Origin of the sequence: Kitasatospora sp. NPDC056184 (assembly GCF_042268405.1) — a bacterium.
In the GTDB taxonomy this organism is placed as follows: Bacteria; Actinomycetota; Actinomycetes; order Streptomycetales; family Streptomycetaceae; genus Kitasatospora.
In genome coordinates, this window is record NZ_JBHJUI010000035.1 from 1 (window position 1) to 16,838 (window position 16,838).

General features: G+C 72.8%; 9 protein-coding genes and 1 rRNA gene. 8 read left to right on the plus strand and 2 right to left on the minus strand.

Annotated elements, in window-relative coordinates:
• Together rrf and ACFC0B_RS37570 are read left to right on the plus strand one after the other, a co-directional pair.
• A 5S ribosomal RNA gene (rrf, locus tag ACFC0B_RS37565) occupies positions 1–87 on the plus strand; the annotation flags it as partial.
• Positions 88–182: 95 nt separating this feature from the next.
• Positions 183–1,019, plus strand: a complete 837-nt coding sequence (locus tag ACFC0B_RS37570) for a phosphatase PAP2 family protein (RefSeq protein WP_376096890.1) — start codon at positions 183–185, stop codon at positions 1,017–1,019.
• Between the two features lie 85 nt (positions 1,020–1,104).
• Here ACFC0B_RS37570 and ACFC0B_RS37575 read toward each other — a convergent pair whose 3' ends face one another.
• Both ACFC0B_RS37575 and ACFC0B_RS37580 read right to left on the minus strand, forming a co-directional pair.
• Complete coding sequence (locus ACFC0B_RS37575; protein WP_376096893.1) at positions 1,105–1,668, minus strand: acetate uptake transporter; 564 nt, start codon at positions 1,666–1,668, stop codon at positions 1,105–1,107.
• Between the two features lie 298 nt (positions 1,669–1,966).
• A complete protein-coding gene (locus ACFC0B_RS37580) occupies positions 1,967–4,525 on the minus strand; it encodes a SpoIIE family protein phosphatase (RefSeq protein WP_376096896.1) in 2,559 nt (852 codons plus the stop codon).
• Between the two features lie 577 nt (positions 4,526–5,102).
• Here ACFC0B_RS37580 and ACFC0B_RS37585 point away from each other — a divergent pair.
• The 6 genes from ACFC0B_RS37585 (at position 5,103) to pgsA (ending at position 16,820) form a co-directional block, all read left to right on the plus strand.
• Positions 5,103–9,665 (plus strand): HAMP domain-containing protein, encoded by a 4,563-nt coding sequence (locus tag ACFC0B_RS37585; protein WP_376097019.1) that lies wholly within the window; start codon positions 5,103–5,105, stop codon positions 9,663–9,665.
• Between the two features lie 344 nt (positions 9,666–10,009).
• Positions 10,010–10,648 carry a response regulator gene (locus ACFC0B_RS37590; protein WP_376096899.1) on the plus strand — a complete coding sequence of 213 codons (639 nt, stop codon included), beginning with the start codon at positions 10,010–10,012 and terminating at the stop codon, positions 10,646–10,648.
• A gap of 123 nt (positions 10,649–10,771) precedes the next feature.
• The gene (locus ACFC0B_RS37595) at positions 10,772–13,459 is read left to right on the plus strand and encodes a DNA translocase FtsK (RefSeq protein ID WP_376096902.1); all 2,688 of its coding nucleotides are present in this window, start codon (positions 10,772–10,774) and stop codon (positions 13,457–13,459) included.
• Positions 13,460–13,743: 284 nt separating this feature from the next.
• Positions 13,744–14,616 carry a helix-turn-helix domain-containing protein gene (locus ACFC0B_RS37600; protein WP_376096905.1) on the plus strand — a complete coding sequence of 291 codons (873 nt, stop codon included), beginning with the start codon at positions 13,744–13,746 and terminating at the stop codon, positions 14,614–14,616.
• A 96-nt stretch (positions 14,617–14,712) separates the two neighbouring features.
• Complete coding sequence (rimO, locus tag ACFC0B_RS37605) at positions 14,713–16,185, plus strand: 30S ribosomal protein S12 methylthiotransferase RimO (RefSeq protein WP_376096908.1); 1,473 nt, start codon at positions 14,713–14,715, stop codon at positions 16,183–16,185.
• Positions 16,182–16,820 (plus strand): CDP-diacylglycerol--glycerol-3-phosphate 3-phosphatidyltransferase, encoded by a 639-nt coding sequence (gene pgsA / locus ACFC0B_RS37610; RefSeq protein ID WP_376096911.1) that lies wholly within the window; start codon positions 16,182–16,184, stop codon positions 16,818–16,820. The genes rimO and pgsA overlap by 4 nt, the downstream gene beginning before the upstream one ends.
• The last annotated feature ends 18 nt before the right edge of the window (positions 16,821–16,838 follow it).

The following is a 16,838-nucleotide window of genomic DNA, read 5'->3' on the forward strand; positions in this document are numbered from 1 at the left end:
GGTTACATTCCGAACCCGGAAGCTAAGCCTCACAGCGCCGATGGTACTGCAGGGGGGACCCTGTGGGAGAGTAGGACGCCGCCGAACAATCATTCCAAAAAGACCCCCTCCGGTTCAGGAGGGGGTCTTTTTGCGTTAACGTCTCCCCACCACATCGGAGCTTGGTGGAGAGGCGCGAACCGTTGCAGAACCTGACCCTGACCTGGCAGTCCGCCGGGGGCACCGCGGTCGCTCTCTACGGTGGCGCGTACGCGGCCGCCCGGGTGCGGCGGACAGGGCTCTCGGCGATCCTGCGGGAGGCCGGCACGCTCCTCGCGCTGTTCTCGCTCTGGCAGCTCGTCGGGCGGCTCTCGCTGATGAGTACCGAGCACGCGCTGGACCGGGCCCGCTGGATCCACCGGACGGAGCTGGCGGTCGGCCTGCCCGACGAGGCGTCCTGGCAGGCCGCGGTGACGCCGTACCCGGCGCTGGTGAAGCTGGCGAACTACTACTACGCGTCGATGCACTTCACCGTGATGATCGCGGTGCTGGTCTGGGTCTTCCTCAGACACCGGGAGCGGTACGCCTGGGTGCGGACCACGGTGGTCATCACGACGGCGGTCTGCCTGGCCGTCCAGTTCCTCCCGGTGGCGCCGCCCCGGATGCTGCCGGAGAACGGGTTCGTCGACGTCGCGGCGGAGTACGGGCAGTCGGTGTACGGCGGCGCGGTCGGAGGGGTGGTCAAGGCGGCGCAGCTGTCGGCGATGCCCTCGGTGCACGTGGCCTGGTGCGTGCTGGTGGCGGTCGCCGTGGTGCGGGTGTCGCGGAGCACGCTGCGCTGGCTGATCGTGCTGCACCCGGTGCTGACGATCACGGTCGTGGTGGTGACGGCCAACCACTTCTGGGCGGACGGGCTGGTCGCGGTGGCGATCCTGCTGCTGGCCTACGCGGCGCAGGGCGCCTTCGCCCGGTGGAGGGCCCGGCGGGCGGAGGAGGTCCGGCCGGCGGAGGAGCGGGAGCGGCTGGCGGCCCGGGGTTGAGGAGCCGCGCGGAGGAGCCGGCGCACGGCAGGCCGATGGGCCGGGCCCCGTGGGGGGTGGGTCCGGCCCATCGGTGTACCCGCCGTTACTTGACCGGCAGGGCCTCACGGCCCCACGCGCTGTTGGTCAGCGACGCGGTGGCCCAGTACCAGGCCGCCAGTCCGGAGGCGGCGGCGATCCAGCCGGCCGCCTTGGCGAGGCCGCCGGAGGTGTTGAAGGTGGCGATCGCGGTGAGCACCAGGGAGACCGTCAGCAGGCCGTAGACGGCGCGGCTGAGCAGGCCGGCGTTCCAGCCGGCCGCGGTCAGGGTGAGGGCGAGCAGGGCCCACAGGAGCAGGAACAGGCCGGCCGCGTTCTTGCCGGCGCCGGACGCCGTGGACCAGGTGGCCCAGAAGGCACCGAGGCTCGTGAAGGCGGTGCCGGTGAAGCCCTCGCCGCCGCGGAACTGCCAGAGGCCCGCGATGAAGAGGGTGAGGCCGCCGAGGAGGTGCGCGAGGTGGGCCGAGTTCCCGACGGCGGTGCCACTGAGCACGCCGGTGGAGAGCAGACCGTAGGCGAGCAGGGTCAGGCCGAGTGCGAGGTAACCGAGGTTACCGGCGTCGGCGCCGGAGGAGCGGGCGTTCAGTGCCCCGGTAGCTTCGTTGCTCACCGGAGGCTCCTTTCACTCATGGGCGCGCGCAGGGCGCAGTGAACGCGGGTGAGTGGCGATGAGGTGAAGGCGCGTGACCGCTCCGGGCGCGCACGGCTGGAGCGTGCGACGGCTGCGGTCGGAATGCTGGGCCAGCGGGAGAGCCGCTGGTCACGTCCCCTCCGGGGGATTCCCCGGTGAGGTCGGTGTACCCAGGGTGAGCGGCTTGTACCCTTGTGAATCGCACATTTTACGACCGTCCCCGCCATGGTTCGTTCAGGGACGGACATCGGTGCGACAGCTGTCGCACCGATGGGGCTCAGGCGGTCCGCTGGGTCGGCACCCGCAGGGTGAGGATCGCCATGTCGTCGGACGGCGGCTCCGGGGCGAACCGCTCGACGGCCCGCTGGACGCGCAGCGCGACCGCTCCGGCGGTCAGCCCGGTGCAGCCGGTGAGCACCTCGGCGAGGCCGTCGTCGCCCAGCATCCGCCGGCCCTCGCGGCGTTCGGTGACGCCGTCGGTGACGCAGAGCAGGACCTCGCCGGGGTTGAGCACCAGGCGCTCGGCGGTGAGGTCGAGGTCGTCCATGACGCCGAGCAGCGGCTGCGGCGTGGCGGCCCGGTCGACCCGGCCGTCGGTGCGCAGGCGCAGCGGCAGCGGGTGGCCCGCGCAGACCAGGGAGAGTTCGGTGCTGCCGTCCGGACGGGGCGTCAGTTCGCCGTACAGCAGGGTGAGGAAGCGGCTGCGGGCACCCTCGTCCAGGATGGCGGTGTTGAGCCGGCTGAGCACCTGCGGGGCGTCCAGGCCCTCGCGGGCGAGCAGCCGCAGGGAGTGCCGGGCGAGGCCGGTGACCGAGGCGGCCTCCGGGCCGGTGCCGCAGACGTCGCCGATCGCGAAGCCGTAGGTGCCCTCGCGGATCGGGAAGAGGTCGTAGAAGTCGCCGCCGACCTCGTTGCCCTCCCCGGCGGCCTGGTAGTAGACGTCCACCTCGACGCCCGGGATGTCGGGCAGGTCCGGGGGCAGCAGGCTGCGCTGGAGGGCCTGGCTGGTGGCGGTGCGCTCGGAGTACAGGCGCGAGTTGTCCAGGGCGAGGGCGGCCCGGCGGGAGAGGTCCTCGGCGAGTTCCAGGACCTCCTGGCGGAAGCGCACGCCGGCCGCGGTGCCGAGGGCGAGCAGGCCGATCACCCGGTTGCGGGCGGTCAGCGGCAGGACGACGGTCTCGCCGAGCAGGCCGGTGAGGCCGGGTTCGTCGGCGAAGCCGTGGCTGTCGGCGGTCTCGGTGGGGGCGGTCCAGAACCGGGTGCCGTGGGTGGGGCCGGAGTCCGGGGCGGGCGTCTTGTCGAGCAGGGCGCGCAGCGGGTCGATGCGGTCCTCGTCCTCGTGCAGGACGAAGGCGAGCGAGGCGGGCGCACCGTGGTCGCCGTTGGTGTAGACGGCGCACCAGGAGGAGAGGGTCGGGACGGCCATCTGGGCCATCAGGGCGAGCGTCTGCTCGTGTTCGAGGGTGCCGGCGAGCAGGTCGGAGGCCTCGACGAGGAAGGAGAGCGAGCCGCGGCGCAGCCGTTCGAGTTCGGCGAGCCGGGTGGACTCGACGGCCAGGGCGAGCCGGTCGGCGGCGAACTGGAGGCGCAGCGCGTCCTCGTTGTCGTAGCGGCCGGGGACGCCGGTGGCGATGCCGAGCGAGCCGATCAGCCGCCCCTCGACCTTGAGCGGGACGGTGAGCAGGGAGCGCAGTCCGCTGTCGTCGAGGACGGGCAGGCCGGTGGGCCGGGTGGTGAGGTCCTCGTGGACGGAGGGGAGGCGGGGCGAGTCGTAGCGGTTGCCGGTGTCGACCGGGAAGCGGCTGTGCGGGCGCGGCGCGGCGGGCAGTCCGGTGCTGGCGCGCAGTTCGAACTCGGCCTCGTCGTCGGTGGTGAGCAGGAGGTAGGCGGCGTCGGCGTCGAGCAGGTCGCGGGCGCGTTCGACGGTGTGCTGGAGCAGGGTGTCGAGGTCCTCGCCGGTGCCGAGGCCGGCCAGCAGGTCGAGCCGGCCGGCGGTTTCGCCGCGGTCGCCGGGCAGGGCGCGGGCGGGGGAGCGCAGGACGGCGCGGTCGTCGTCGAGGACGAGCAGGCAGAGGGTGGTCGGGGTGCCGTCGGTGTCGCGCAGCCGGACCTGGACGCCGTAGACGTCGGCCTCGGTGCCGTCGGCGCGGCGCAGCGCGTAGCCGCCCTCCCAGCGGGCGAGCCGCAGGACGGCGGCGAGGCCCGGGCCGTTGTCGGCGGGCTGCGGCCAGACGGCGAGCTCGGCCCAGGGGCGGCCGAGCACGCTGTCGGCGGGGTGCTGGAAGAGGGCCTCGGCGTCGGGATTCCAGGCGATCACCCGGCCGTCGTCGTCGAGCTGGACGACGGCGACGTGGACCGGGCCGTGGGTGCGGGGCAGTTCGCCGCCGGGGGCGGCGGGCAGGGCGTAGCGGGTGCCGGCGGTGTGCGCGGGCAGGGCGAGCCGGAACCAGACGGTCTTGCGGCCGGAGCCGTACTCGACGCCCCAGCGTTCGGCGAGCGCGGCGCACATCAGCAGGCCGCGGCCGCCTTCGCCGTCGGCGTCGGCGTAGTGGTCGGACGCGGTGGTGGGGACGTCGGCGAAGCTCGGCAGTCCGCGTTCGGGGTGGCGGTCGGTGACCTCGATCCGCACGGTGCCGTCCTCGCGCAGACAGCACACCTCGGCGGCGGTGCCGGCGTGCACGACCGCGTTGGTGACGAGTTCGCTGACCAGGACCACCGCGTCGTCGACGACCTCGGGCAGGCCCCAGCCCAGCAGGGCGTCCCGGACGAAGGCACGGGCGGCACCGGCCGACCGGCCCACGGGTTCGAAGGTGGCGGCTGCGCGTGCGGTGACCACGTTGCCACGTCTCCTCTGCTCTGGCCCTGGCTGTCCGGGGGTGCGGCGCCGCGTCCCGGTGCGCGCCGGCGGGGTGGGCGGCGGCGCCGGGGGGCGGTTGTGGCCCGGTGCAGCGCTCCACCCTACTTTCCGCTTGGTTCCCCGTGGGGGTGGGGAGTCGAAACAGGCACCGGAGGGTGATTCTGCCCACCCGTTTCGGACGGCCCGGCACCAACCGAGCGCAACCGCGCTTGTACCGGGCGCGAGTGCTGCCAGACTGGGGGGTCCGCGATGTCCGGTCCGAGCAGTACGGTCGTTGCGGGTTCCGGTGGGCCTGACCGTCCGCCGGGACGGTAGCGCCGGGACGGTGCTGCGCGACGGCCCCCGGCGGGGGCGCGTGCGCGGGGCGCCGGACAGTTCACGATCTGGGAGGGGCCCGTTGAGTTCGGCCACCAAGGACGCAACCGGTACGACGCCGCCCGCCCAGCGTGGCGGGCGCCCCGGGGCCGCGCCGCGGAGCGCGGCCGGCCGGCGTGTCAACCACAGCCGCGGCGCCGAGCCGGCCGAGCTGCGCAAGCTGCTGGCCGCGTTGACGGCGATGCGGGACGGAAACTTCCGGCGCCGGCTGACGGTGCCCGGGGACGGGCCGCTGGCGGAGATCGCCGCGGTGTTCAACGAGGTGGCGGAGCGCAACCAGCACCTGACGGGCGAGCTGGCCCGGGTGCGGCGGGCGGTGGGCCGCGAGGGCCGGTTGAACGAGCGGCTGGAGACGGGTGCCGGCGAGGGCGCCTGGATGGCGGCGGTCGACAACTGCAACGCGCTGATCGACGACCTGGCGCGGCCGATGGCCGAGGTGGGCCGGGTGCTGACCTCGATCGCCGAGGGCGACCTGGACCAGAAGATGGAGCTGCGCTCGCTGCACAGCAACGGGGTGAGCCACCCGCTGCGCGGCGAGTACCTGAAGATCGGCCGGACCGTCAACGGGCTGGTGGACCAGCTGTCGGAGTTCACCGACGAGGTGACCCGGGTGGCCCGCGAGGTCGGCACCGAGGGCAAGCTGGGCGGCCAGGCGAAGGTCCGCAGCGTGTCCGGCAGCTGGAAGGACCTCGGGGACTCGGTCAACACCATGGCCGGCCGGCTGACCGCGCAGGTGCGCAACATCGCGCAGGTGACGACCGCGGTCGCGAAGGGCGACCTGTCCCGCAAGGTGACGGTCGAGGTGGCCGGCGAGATGCTGGAGCTGAAGAACACCGTCAACACGATGGTGGACCAGCTGAACGGCTTCGCGGCGCAGGTGACCCGGGTGGCCCGGGACGTGGGCACGGAGGGCCGGCTGGGCGGCCAGGCGCAGGTGCCGGGTGTCGCCGGGGTCTGGCGGGACCTCACCGATTCGGTGAACTTCATGGCGGACAACCTGACGGGCCAGGTCCGCAGCATCGCCCAGGTGACGACGGCGGTGGCCCGCGGCGACCTCTCGCAGAAGATCGAGGTGGACGCGCGCGGGGAGATCCTGGAGCTGAAGAACACCATCAACACGATGGTCGACCAGCTCTCCGGCTTCGCCGAGCAGGTGACCCGGGTGGCCCGTCAGGTGGGCACCGAGGGGCGGCTGGGCGGGCAGGCCCAGGTGCCGTGGGCGGCCGGCGTCTGGCGGGACCTCACCGACAACGTCAACTTCATGGCGAACAACCTCACCGACCAGGTGCGGAACATCGCCCAGGTGACCACCGCCGTCGCGCGCGGCGACCTCTCGCAGAAGATCCAGGTGGACGCGCGCGGGGAGATCCTGGAGCTCAAGAACACCATCAACACGATGGTCGACCAGCTGGGCGCCTTCGCGGACGAGGTGACCCGGGTGGCCAGGGACGTCGGCACCGAGGGCATCCTCGGCGGCCAGGCGAGCGTGCCGGGGGTGTCCGGCACCTGGAAGGACCTCACCAACAGCGTCAACCTGATGGCCAACAACCTGACCAGCCAGGTCCGCAACATCGCCGAGGTGACCACGGCGGTCGCCCGGGGCGACGTCTCGAAGAAGATCACCGTCGACGCCCGGGGCGAGATCCTGGAGCTGGTCACCACCGTGAACACGATGGTGGACCAGCTGTCGGCGTTCGCCGACGAGGTCACCCGGGTGGCGCGCGAGGTGGGCACCGAGGGGAACCTCGGCGGCCAGGCCCGGGTGCGCGGGGTGTCGGGCATCTGGAAGGACCTGACCGACAACGTCAACTTCATGGCGTCGAACCTGACCAGCCAGGTGCGGAACATCGCCGAGGTGGCGGCCGCGGTGGCCTCGGGCGACCTCTCCAAGAAGATCTCCATCGAGGCCCAGGGCGAGGTCGCCGGGCTGGCCGGGACCCTCAACACCATGGTCGACCAGCTGTCGGCCTTCGCGGTCGAGGTGACCAGGGTGGCCCGCGAGGTCGGGACCGACGGCACCCTGGGCGGCCAGGCGAGCGTGCCGGGCGTGGCCGGGATCTGGAAGGACCTGACCGACAACGTCAACCTGATGGCCAACAACCTCACCGGCCAGGTGCGGAACATCGCGCTGGTGATCACGGCGGTGGCCCGCGGCGACCTCTCGCAGAAGATCGACGTCGACGCGCGCGGCGAGTTCCTGGAGCTCAAGACCAGCATCAACACCATGGTCGACCAGCTGTCGGCGTTCGCCGACGAGGTCACCCGGGTCGCCCGCGAGGTGGGCACCGACGGGCGGCTCGGCGGCCAGGCGCGGGTTCCGGGCGTGGACGGCACCTGGCAGGACCTGACCGAGTCCGTCAACGAGCTGGCCAACAACCTCACCCGGCAGGTGCGCGCGATCGCGCAGGTCGCCACCGCCGTGACCAGGGGCGACCTGTCGCTGCGGATCGACGTGGACGCCGCCGGCGAGCTCGACGAGCTCAAGGACAACATCAACCAGATGATCGCCAACCTGCGCGAGACCACCCGCACCAACCAGGAGCAGGACTGGCTGAAGACCAACCTGGCGCGGATCTCCGGCCTGCTGCAGGGCCGGCGCGACCTGGAGGCGGTGGCCTCGCTGATCATGACCGAGCTCACCCCGGTGGTCTCGGCGCAGCACGGCGCCTTCTTCCTCGCCCAGCCGGCCGGCCGCACCGCCGAGCTGATCACCGAGGACGACGACGAGAACGACACCGTGCTGCGGCTGATCGGCAGCTACGGCTACCAGCGGCGGGCGATGCCGACCACCTTCCGGCCCGGCGAGTCGCTGATCGGCCAGGCGGCGGTGGAGAAGCGGGCGATCATCCTCAAGGAGGCGCCGCCCGGCTACCTGAAGATCGCCTCCGGCCTGGGCGAGGCCTCGCCGGCCCACATCGTGGTGCTGCCGGTGCTGTTCGAGGGCCGGCTGCTGGGCGTGATCGAGCTGGCCACCTTCAGCTCGTTCACCACGGTCGCGCTGGACTTCCTCAATCAGATCGCCGACCTCATCGGCGTGACCGTCAACACCATCAGCGTCAACACCAAGACGGAGGGCCTGCTGCTGGAGTCCCAGCGGCTGACCGCCGAACTCTCGATGCGCTCGGCCGAGCTGGAGGCGCGTCAGGAGGAGCTGGAGCGCACCAACGAGGAGCTGCAGGAGAAGGCCGAGCAGCTCGCCCAGCAGAACCGTGACATCGAGATCAAGAACAGCGAGATCGAGGAGGCCCGGCAGGTCCTGGAGGAGCGCGCCGAGCAGCTCGCGCTGGCCTCCCGGTACAAGAGCGAGTTCCTCGCCAACATGTCGCACGAGCTGCGCACCCCGCTGAACTCGCTGCTGATCCTGGCCAAGCTGCTGTCCGACAACAACGAGGGCAACCTGTCGCCCAAGCAGGTCGAGTTCGCCGATACCATCCACGGCGCCGGGTCCGACCTGCTCCAGCTGATCAACGACATCCTGGACCTGTCCAAGGTCGAGGCGGGCAAGATGGACGTCCGTCCGGCCAGGATCGCCCTGGTCCAGCTGGTCGACTACGTCGAGGCGACCTTCCAGCCGGTCGCGCTGGACAAGAACCTGGAGTTCGGGGTGCGGGTCTCGCCGGCCCTGCCGGTGACCCTGCACACCGACGAGCAGCGGCTCCAGCAGGTGCTGCGCAACCTCATCTCCAACGCGGTGAAGTTCACCGACACCGGCGCGGTCGACTTCTCGATCAGCCCGGCCGGCCAGGGCGTGCCGCAGTACGTGCGCGAGCAGCTGCTGGAGGCGGGCGCGATCAAGGGCCCGGACGACCCGCTGATCTCCTTCGCGGTCTCCGACACCGGGATCGGGATCCCCGGCAACAAGCTGCGGGAGATCTTCGAGCCGTTCCGGCAGGCCGACGGCACCACCAGCCGCAAGTACGGCGGCACCGGCCTCGGGCTGTCGATCAGCCGGGAGATCGCCCGGCTGCTCGGCGGCGAGATCCACGCCGAGAGCGAGCTGGGCAAGGGCTCGACGTTCACCCTGTACCTGCCGCTGCGGGCCGAGGCGCCGGACGCCGGCGGGCCGGCGGGGCAGGCCGCGCCGCGCGCCGCGGTGGGGGTGACCCCGGTCGGGACGCCGGTGCCGGTGGGCGAGAGCCCGGCCGAGCACTGGGCCCAGGAGGTGCGCGAGCTGGTCGAGGTGCGCCGCCGGGGCGCCGTCGAGCGCCGCCGTGCGGCGGCCCTGGACGCGTCGCGCCCGGACGTCCGCGGGGCCGCCGGCGGGCCCGCCGAGGGCCGTGGCGCCGGTGGCAGGACGGTCGGGGGACGGGCGCCCGAGGCCGTCGCGGCGCCCCGCCCGTCGAGCCGTCCGGACACCCGCTTCGGCGGCGAGCAGGTGCTGATCGTCGACGACGACGTCCGCAACGTGTTCGCCCTCACCAGCGTGCTGGAGCAGCACGGCCTGACCGTGCTGTACGCCGAGAACGGCCGCGAGGGCATCGAGATGCTGGAGCAGCACGAGAACGTCGCGCTGGTCCTGATGGACATCATGATGCCGGAGATGGACGGCTACGCGACCACCGAGGCGATCCGCCGGATGCCCCAGTTCGCCGGGCTGCCGATCATCGCGCTGACCGCCAAGGCGATGAAGGGCGACAAGGAGAAGTCCCTGGAGGCCGGGGCCACCGACCACATCACCAAGCCGGTGGAGACCGACCACCTGCTGTCGGTGATGCACGAATGGCTCACCGCCCGGAAGTCCTGAGGGCGCCCGGGGCGGGTCCGGCCGGCCCCGGACCCGGCCGAGTCGCGACCGATCGGATGACGGGGGCGTGAATCCCGGAGTACGCTCCGGGATTCACGCCGGTGGGGTGGGCGGTTTGCTGGCGGGGAGGGCCGGGAACCGGGTAGGGTCACCGATCGTTGCGAACAGTGACCGGGTGGCGACTCGTTGGTGAGCGTACGCCGGTGCACTGACTGCGCGCCGCTCCGGATCCGGACACGACGGAGCGATGTGCCGGGCGAGGGGGTGCGGCTAGCATGACCGGGGTAGCGGTGGGCGGTACGCGGGTGCCTTCCCCAGGTAGGCAGGCGACAGGAGGGCGCGTCGTGATGCAGAAGGCGAAGATCCTCCTGGTCGACGACCGGCCGGAGAACCTGCTGGCGCTGGAGGCGATCCTCTCGGCGCTGGACCAGACCCTGGTCCGGGCGGCGTCCGGCGAGGAGGCGCTCAAGGCGCTGCTCACGGACGACTTCGCGGTGATCCTGCTGGACGTGCAGATGCCCGGGATGGACGGCTTCGAGACCGCCGCCCACATCAAGCGCCGCGAGCGTACCCGGGACATCCCGATCATCTTCCTCACCGCGATCAACCACGGCCCGCACCACACCTTCCGCGGCTACGCGGCCGGCGCGGTCGACTACATCTCCAAGCCCTTCGACCCGTGGGTGCTGCGGGCCAAGGTGTCGGTCTTCGTCGACCTCTACATGAAGAACTGCCAGCTGAAGGAGCAGGCCGCGCTGCTGCGGCTGCAACTGGAGGCGAGCGGCAACGAGCCGGCCATCGGCAGCGCACTGCTCGGCGAGCTGTCGGCCCGGCTGGCGGCCGTCGAGGAGCAGGCCGAGTCGCTCACCAAGCAGCTGGACGGCACCGAGGACGGCGGGGTGGCGGCCACCGCGGCGCACCTGGAGCGCAAGCTGGCCGGTCTGCGGCGCGCGCTGGACGCGCTGCGCCCCGGCACGGACTGAGCGCGTCGCGGATTGCCCCGTTCGGGTGAACCGGGGCGGGGTGACGGTGTGTCGGCGACACGTCCCGGGGCCCCGGACGCACGACGTGGGAACAGGTCGCGTGCCCCGGTAGGCTGCTGACCCATGGCCACACGCACGCCCGGAAGCGCGGCACGCAACCCGAGTCCGGGACCGTCCAAGAAGGCCGCGGCGAAGGCTCCGGCCAAGCCGCCCGCCAAGAAGGCGGCCGCGAAGAAGGCCGCCCCGGCGAAGAAGACGGCGGCCAAGGCGGCCGCTCCGCCCCCCGCGCCCCGGCCGATACTCCTCCGCGCCGTACGCGCCGTCTGGCTCGGCACGGCGCACGGCATAGGCGCGGTCTTCCGGGGCTTCGGCGACGGCGCGAAGAACCTGGACCCGGCGCACCGCAAGGACGGCCTCGGCCTGCTGCTGCTCGCGCTGGCCCTGGTCACCGCCGCCGGCACCTGGTTCAGCCCGCAGGGCTGGCTCGGCGAGGCGGCCACCAACGTGGTCTCCGGCCTGTTCGGCCGGCTCGACGTGCTGGTGCCGTTCCTGCTCGCCGCCGTCGCGATCCGGCTGATGCGCCACCCGGAGCTGCCGGAGGCCAACGGGCGGATCATGATCGGCCTGACCACCCTGCTGGTCGGCGTGCTCGGCCTGGTCCACATCGGCTGCGGCGCGCCCATGATGGGCAGCGGCGCGACCCGGATACGGACCGCCGGAGGGATCGTCGGCTGGGCCGCGTCCACCCCGATGATGGCCGCCGCCGGGCCGGCCCTCGCGGTGCCGCTGCTGCTGCTGCTCGCCTTCTTCGGCCTGCTGGTCACCACCGCCACCCCGGTCAACCGGATCCCCGAGCGGATGCGCGCGGTCGGCGTCCGGCTGGGCGTGGCCGAGCCCGGGCCGCAGGACGCCGACGAGGGGCGTGCGCCGGAGCGCGAACTCTCCACCGAACCCCCCGAGGACGCCGACCCCTCCGCGCTGCCGTTCACGGTGGACACGGACAGTGACGACCCCTCGGACGAGGTGGCCGCCCGCCGGCGCCGCCGCAAGCGCAAGCCGCCGGAGGAGGAGCCCGCCGCCGAGCCGGACATGTTCGCCAAGGAGGCGCTGGACCCGTACACCACCCGCAACCTCGCCGCCGGCGCCGCCGCCGACCTGGACGGCGCGCTGGTCTACGGCGTGCCGGCCTCCTCGGCGGTGGCGGACATGATGCACCAGGTGCAGGACCGCACCGCCCCGCCGGAGGAGGCCGCCGTCCCGGCCGCCCGCACCGGCGGCGCCGGCCCCGGCGCCCCCGAGGAGCACGGTCCCGCGCCGGTCCGGATGGAGCAGCTCCAGCTCGCGGAGGGCCTCACCTACACCCTGCCCTCGCTCGACCTGCTGGAGCGCGGCGGTCCGGCCAAGGCCCGCAGCGCCCTCAACGACGAGGTGGTGGCCCAGCTCACCGGCACCTTCACCGAGTTCAAGGTGGACGCCCGGGTGACCGGCTTCACCCGCGGCCCGACGGTCACCCGCTACGAGGTCGAGCTCGGCCCGGCGGTCAAGGTCGAGCGGATCACCGCGCTGGCCAAGAACATCGCGTACGCGGTGGCCAGCCCGGACGTGCGGATCATCAGCCCGATCCCGGGCAAGTCCGCGGTCGGCATCGAGATCCCGAACCGGGACCGCGAGATGGTCAACCTCGGCGACCTGCTGCGCTCGCGCACCGCCGCCGAGGACACCCACCCGATGGTCGTCGGCATGGGCAAGGACGTCGAGGGCCACACCGTGATGGCCAACCTCGCCAAGATGCCGCACATCCTGGTGGCCGGCGCGACCGGCGCCGGCAAGTCGTCCTGCATCAACTGCCTGATCACCTCGATCCTCGCCCGGGCGACCCCGGACGAGGTGCGGATGGTGCTGGTCGACCCCAAGAGGGTCGAGCTGACCGCCTACGAGGGCATCCCGCACCTCATCACGCCGATCATCACCAATCCGAAGAAGGCCGCCGAGGCCCTCCAGTGGGTGGTCCGCGAGATGGACATGCGCTACGACGACCTCGCGGCGTTCGGCTTCCGGCACGTGGACGACTTCAACGCGGCGGTCCGGGCCGGCACCGTCACCCCGCCGCTCGGCAGCGAGCGCGAGCTGAGGCCGTACCCGTACCTGCTGGTGATCGTCGACGAGCTGGCCGACCTCATGATGGTCGCCCCGCGCGACGTCGAGGACTCGGTGGTCCGGATCACCCAGCTCGCCCGCGCGGCCGGCATCCACCTGGTGCTGGCCACCCAGCGGCCCTCGGTCGACGTGGTCACCGGTCTGATCAAGGCCAACGTGCCGTCCCGGCTCGCCTTCGCCACCTCGGCGATGGCGGACTCCCGGGTCATCCTGGACCAGCCCGGCGCCGAGAAGCTGATCGGCAAGGGCGACGCGCTGTTCCTGCCGATGGGCGCCAGCAAGCCGATCCGCATGCAGGGCGCCTTCGTCACCGAGGCCGAGATCGCCGCCCTGGTGAAGCACTGCAAGGACCAGCTGTCCGCCGTCTACCGGGACGACGTGATGGTCGGCGGCGGACCGAAGAAGGAGATCGACGAGGAGATCGGCGACGACCTGGAGCTGCTGATCCAGGCGGCCGAGCTGGTCGTCTCCACCCAGTTCGGCTCCACCTCGATGCTCCAGCGCAAGCTGCGGGTCGGCTTCGCCAAGGCCGGGCGGCTGATGGACCTCATGGAGTCGCGCGGCATCGTCGGGCCGAGCGAGGGCTCCAAGGCCCGCGACGTCCTGGTGAAGCCGGACGAGCTGGACGGGGTGATCGTCTCCATCCGCGGATGAGGCCGGGCCCGCGCCGACGGGTGTTCGCCCGTTCGGACGGGGGTAGGCGGCGGGTGCGGAACCGGTCGGATGCGCACCGCGTCCCACGAGCGACACCGGACGCGCGGGCGGCGGTGCGGGGGTCCCGGAGACGGCGGCCCCCCGCACTGACGGGCGGTCAGTGCACGCCCGTCCCCGGAGCGGGGCGGCCGAGCGCATTCGGGCCTGTTCCGCTTGAGAAACGATCCGCCCACGCCCCTAGACTGTTCCCCAGCAGGTGGCCAACCGCTCGAAAGGCGTGCACCGTGACCATCGGCAAGTCCCCCGACCGCGAGAACGCCCCGACCTCCGACCGGCCCGCCGGAGCCGCGGAACCGGCGGCCGATGCCCCGAGCATCGGCCGGGTGCTGTCCGCCGCCCGGATCGAGGCCGGACTCACGGTGGATCAGGTGAGCGGCGCCACCCGGGTCCGGGTGCCGATCGTGCACGCCATCGAGGAGGACGACTTCGGCCGGTGCGGCGGTGACTTCTACGCCCGCGGCCACATCCGCGCGATCGCCCAGCTGGTCGGCGTCGACGGCGAGGCGCTGGTGGCCCGCTACGACGCCGCGCACGGCGGCTCGCCGGCCTCCAAGCGGCCCACCGAGCTGATCGAGAGCGGCCCGATCAAGGTCCCCGGCCGGGGCCGGCCGAACTGGACGGTGGCGATGGTCACCGCGATCGTCGTGGTGGTCGGCGTGATCGGCTTCAACCTGGTGAGCGGGAAGACCGGCACCGGTACCACCGGCTCGGCCAGCGCCCCGCTGCCGGCCGGCTCCGGCACCGGCTCGGTCGCCCCCGCGGCCCCCGCGGCCTCCCCGGCCGTGCAGCCGCCCGCCCCGGCGCCCAGCGCCCCCGCGATCGCCGCCGCGCCGGCCGACAAGGTCACCGTGAAGCTGGTCGCCGAGAAGGACACCAGCTGGGTCTCGGCGGTCGACGGCACCGGGAAGTCGCTGTTCCAGAACAACATCGAGGAAGGCCAGGACCAGACCTTCACCGACCCCAAGCAGATCAAGCTGGTGATCGGCAACGCGGGCGCCGTGCACGTGTACGTCAACGGCAAGGACCTCGGTCCGGCGGGCAAGAACGGCCAGGTGGTGCACGTCACGTACACCCCCGGCGACCCGCAGGCGGGCTGATCGCGGGGGCCGTCCGCCCCGGGGCGGAACCGGCCGGAGGGGGCGCGCGGCCTCCGGGGCGAACGGCTCCGGCGGTCGCGCGTTAATCTTGGCCCTATGCCTGAACGCCGTACTGTCGCCCTTGTCACGCTCGGATGCGCCCGCAACGAGGTGGACTCCGAGGAACTCGCCGGGCGACTGGAAGCCGACGGCTGGTTGCTCGTGGACGACGCCGCCGAAGCCGATGTCGCCGTCGTCAACACCTGCGGCTTCGTCGAGGCCGCCAAGAAGGACTCCGTCGACGCCCTGCTGGAGGCCAACGACCTCAAGGACCACGGCCGCACCCAGGCCGTGGTCGCGGTCGGCTGCATGGCCGAGCGCTACGGCAAGGAGCTGGCCGACGCCCTGCCCGAGGCCGACGGCGTGCTCGGCTTCGACGACTACGCCGACATCTCCGACCGCCTGCAGACCATCCTGTCCGGCGGCCACCACGCGCCGCACATCCCGCGCGACCGCCGCAAGCTGCTGCCGCTGAGCCCCGTCGAGCGCCAGGCCGCCGCCGCCGAGGTCGCCGTGCCGGGCCACGGCGCCCCCGAGGACCTGCCGGAGGGCGTCGCGCCCGCCTCCGGGCCGCGCACCCTGCGCAAGCGCCTGGACGACAGCCCGGTCGCCTCGGTCAAGCTCGCCTCCGGCTGCGACCGGCGCTGCTCGTTCTGCGCCATCCCGGCCTTCCGCGGCTCGTTCATCTCCCGCCGGCCCTCCGACGTGCTGCACGAGGCCCAGTGGCTGGCCGGGGAGGGCGTCCGCGAGGTCGTCCTGGTCAGCGAGAACAACACCTCGTACGGCAAGGACCTCGGCGACATCCGGCTGCTGGAGACCCTGCTCGGCGAGATCGCCGTGATCGAGGGCGTCGAGCGGGTCCGGGTCTCCTACCTGCAGCCCGCCGAGATGCGCCCGGGGCTGATCGACGCGATGACCGGCACCGAGGGCGTGCTGCCCTACTTCGACCTGTCGTTCCAGCACTCCGCGCCGGCCGTGCTGCGCCGGATGCGCCGCTTCGGCTCCACCGACCAGTTCCTGGAGCTGCTCGGCACCATCCGCGACAAGGCCCCGCAGGCCGGCGCCCGGTCCAACTTCATCGTCGGCTTCCCCGGCGAGACCGAGGAGGACTTCGCCGAGCTGGAGCGGTTCGTGACGCACGCCGGGCTGGACGCGATCGGCGTCTTCGGCTACTCCGACGAGGAGGGCACCGAGGCCGCCACCTACGGCGACAAGCTGCCCGAGGACGTGGTCGCCGACCGGCTGGCCCGGCTCAGCAAGCTCGCCGAGGAGATGACCGCCCAGCGGGCCGAGCAGCGGATCGGCACCGAGGTCGAGGTGCTGGTCGAGTCGGTCGACGGCGACCTGGTCGAGGGCCGCGCCGCCCACCAGGCGCCCGAGACGGACGGCCTCACCACGCTCACCGGCGTCGAGGACCCCGAGGTCGGGCGGTTCTACCGGGCCCGGGTCGTCGCCAGCGAGGGCGTCGACCTGGTCGCCGAGGCGCTGGAGCAGGTGCGGGTCCGCCGGGCACCGGGAGCCGGGGAATGACCCAGGGGCCCGGCGCCCCGACCGCGGCCCACCCGGGCAGACCGGCGGCCGCGGTGCCCCCGGCGCCGGGGATCTGGAACATCGCGAACATGCTGACCATGCTCCGGCTGCTGCTGGTCCCGGTCTTCGTCACCCTGCTCTTCGCCGACGGCGGTCACGACCCCAAGTGGCGCTCGGTGGCCTGGGCCTCCTTCGCGATCGCGATGATCACCGACCTGTTCGACGGCGAGCTGGCCCGGCGCAAGGGCCTGGTCACCGACTTCGGCAAGATCGCCGACCCGATCGCCGACAAGGCGATCATGGGCGCTGCGCTGATCGGCCTCTCGGTGCTGGGCGACCTGCCGTGGTGGATCACCGTGGTGATCCTGGCCCGCGAGCTCGGCATCACGCTGATGCGGTTCTGGGTGATCCGCTTCGGCGTGATCCCGGCCAGCCGGGGCGGCAAGCTCAAGACGCTCACCCAGGGCATCGCCGTCGGCATGTACGTCCTGGAGCTGACCGGCTGGCTGGCCACCGCCCGGGCCGTGCTGATGGGCGTCGCGGTACTGCTGACCGTCGGCACCGCGCTGGACTACGTGGGGCAGGCCGTGCGCCTGCGCCGGGAGGGGCTGGCGGCGCAACGCCCGCGCGGGTGACACGCCGCGGATCCCGGC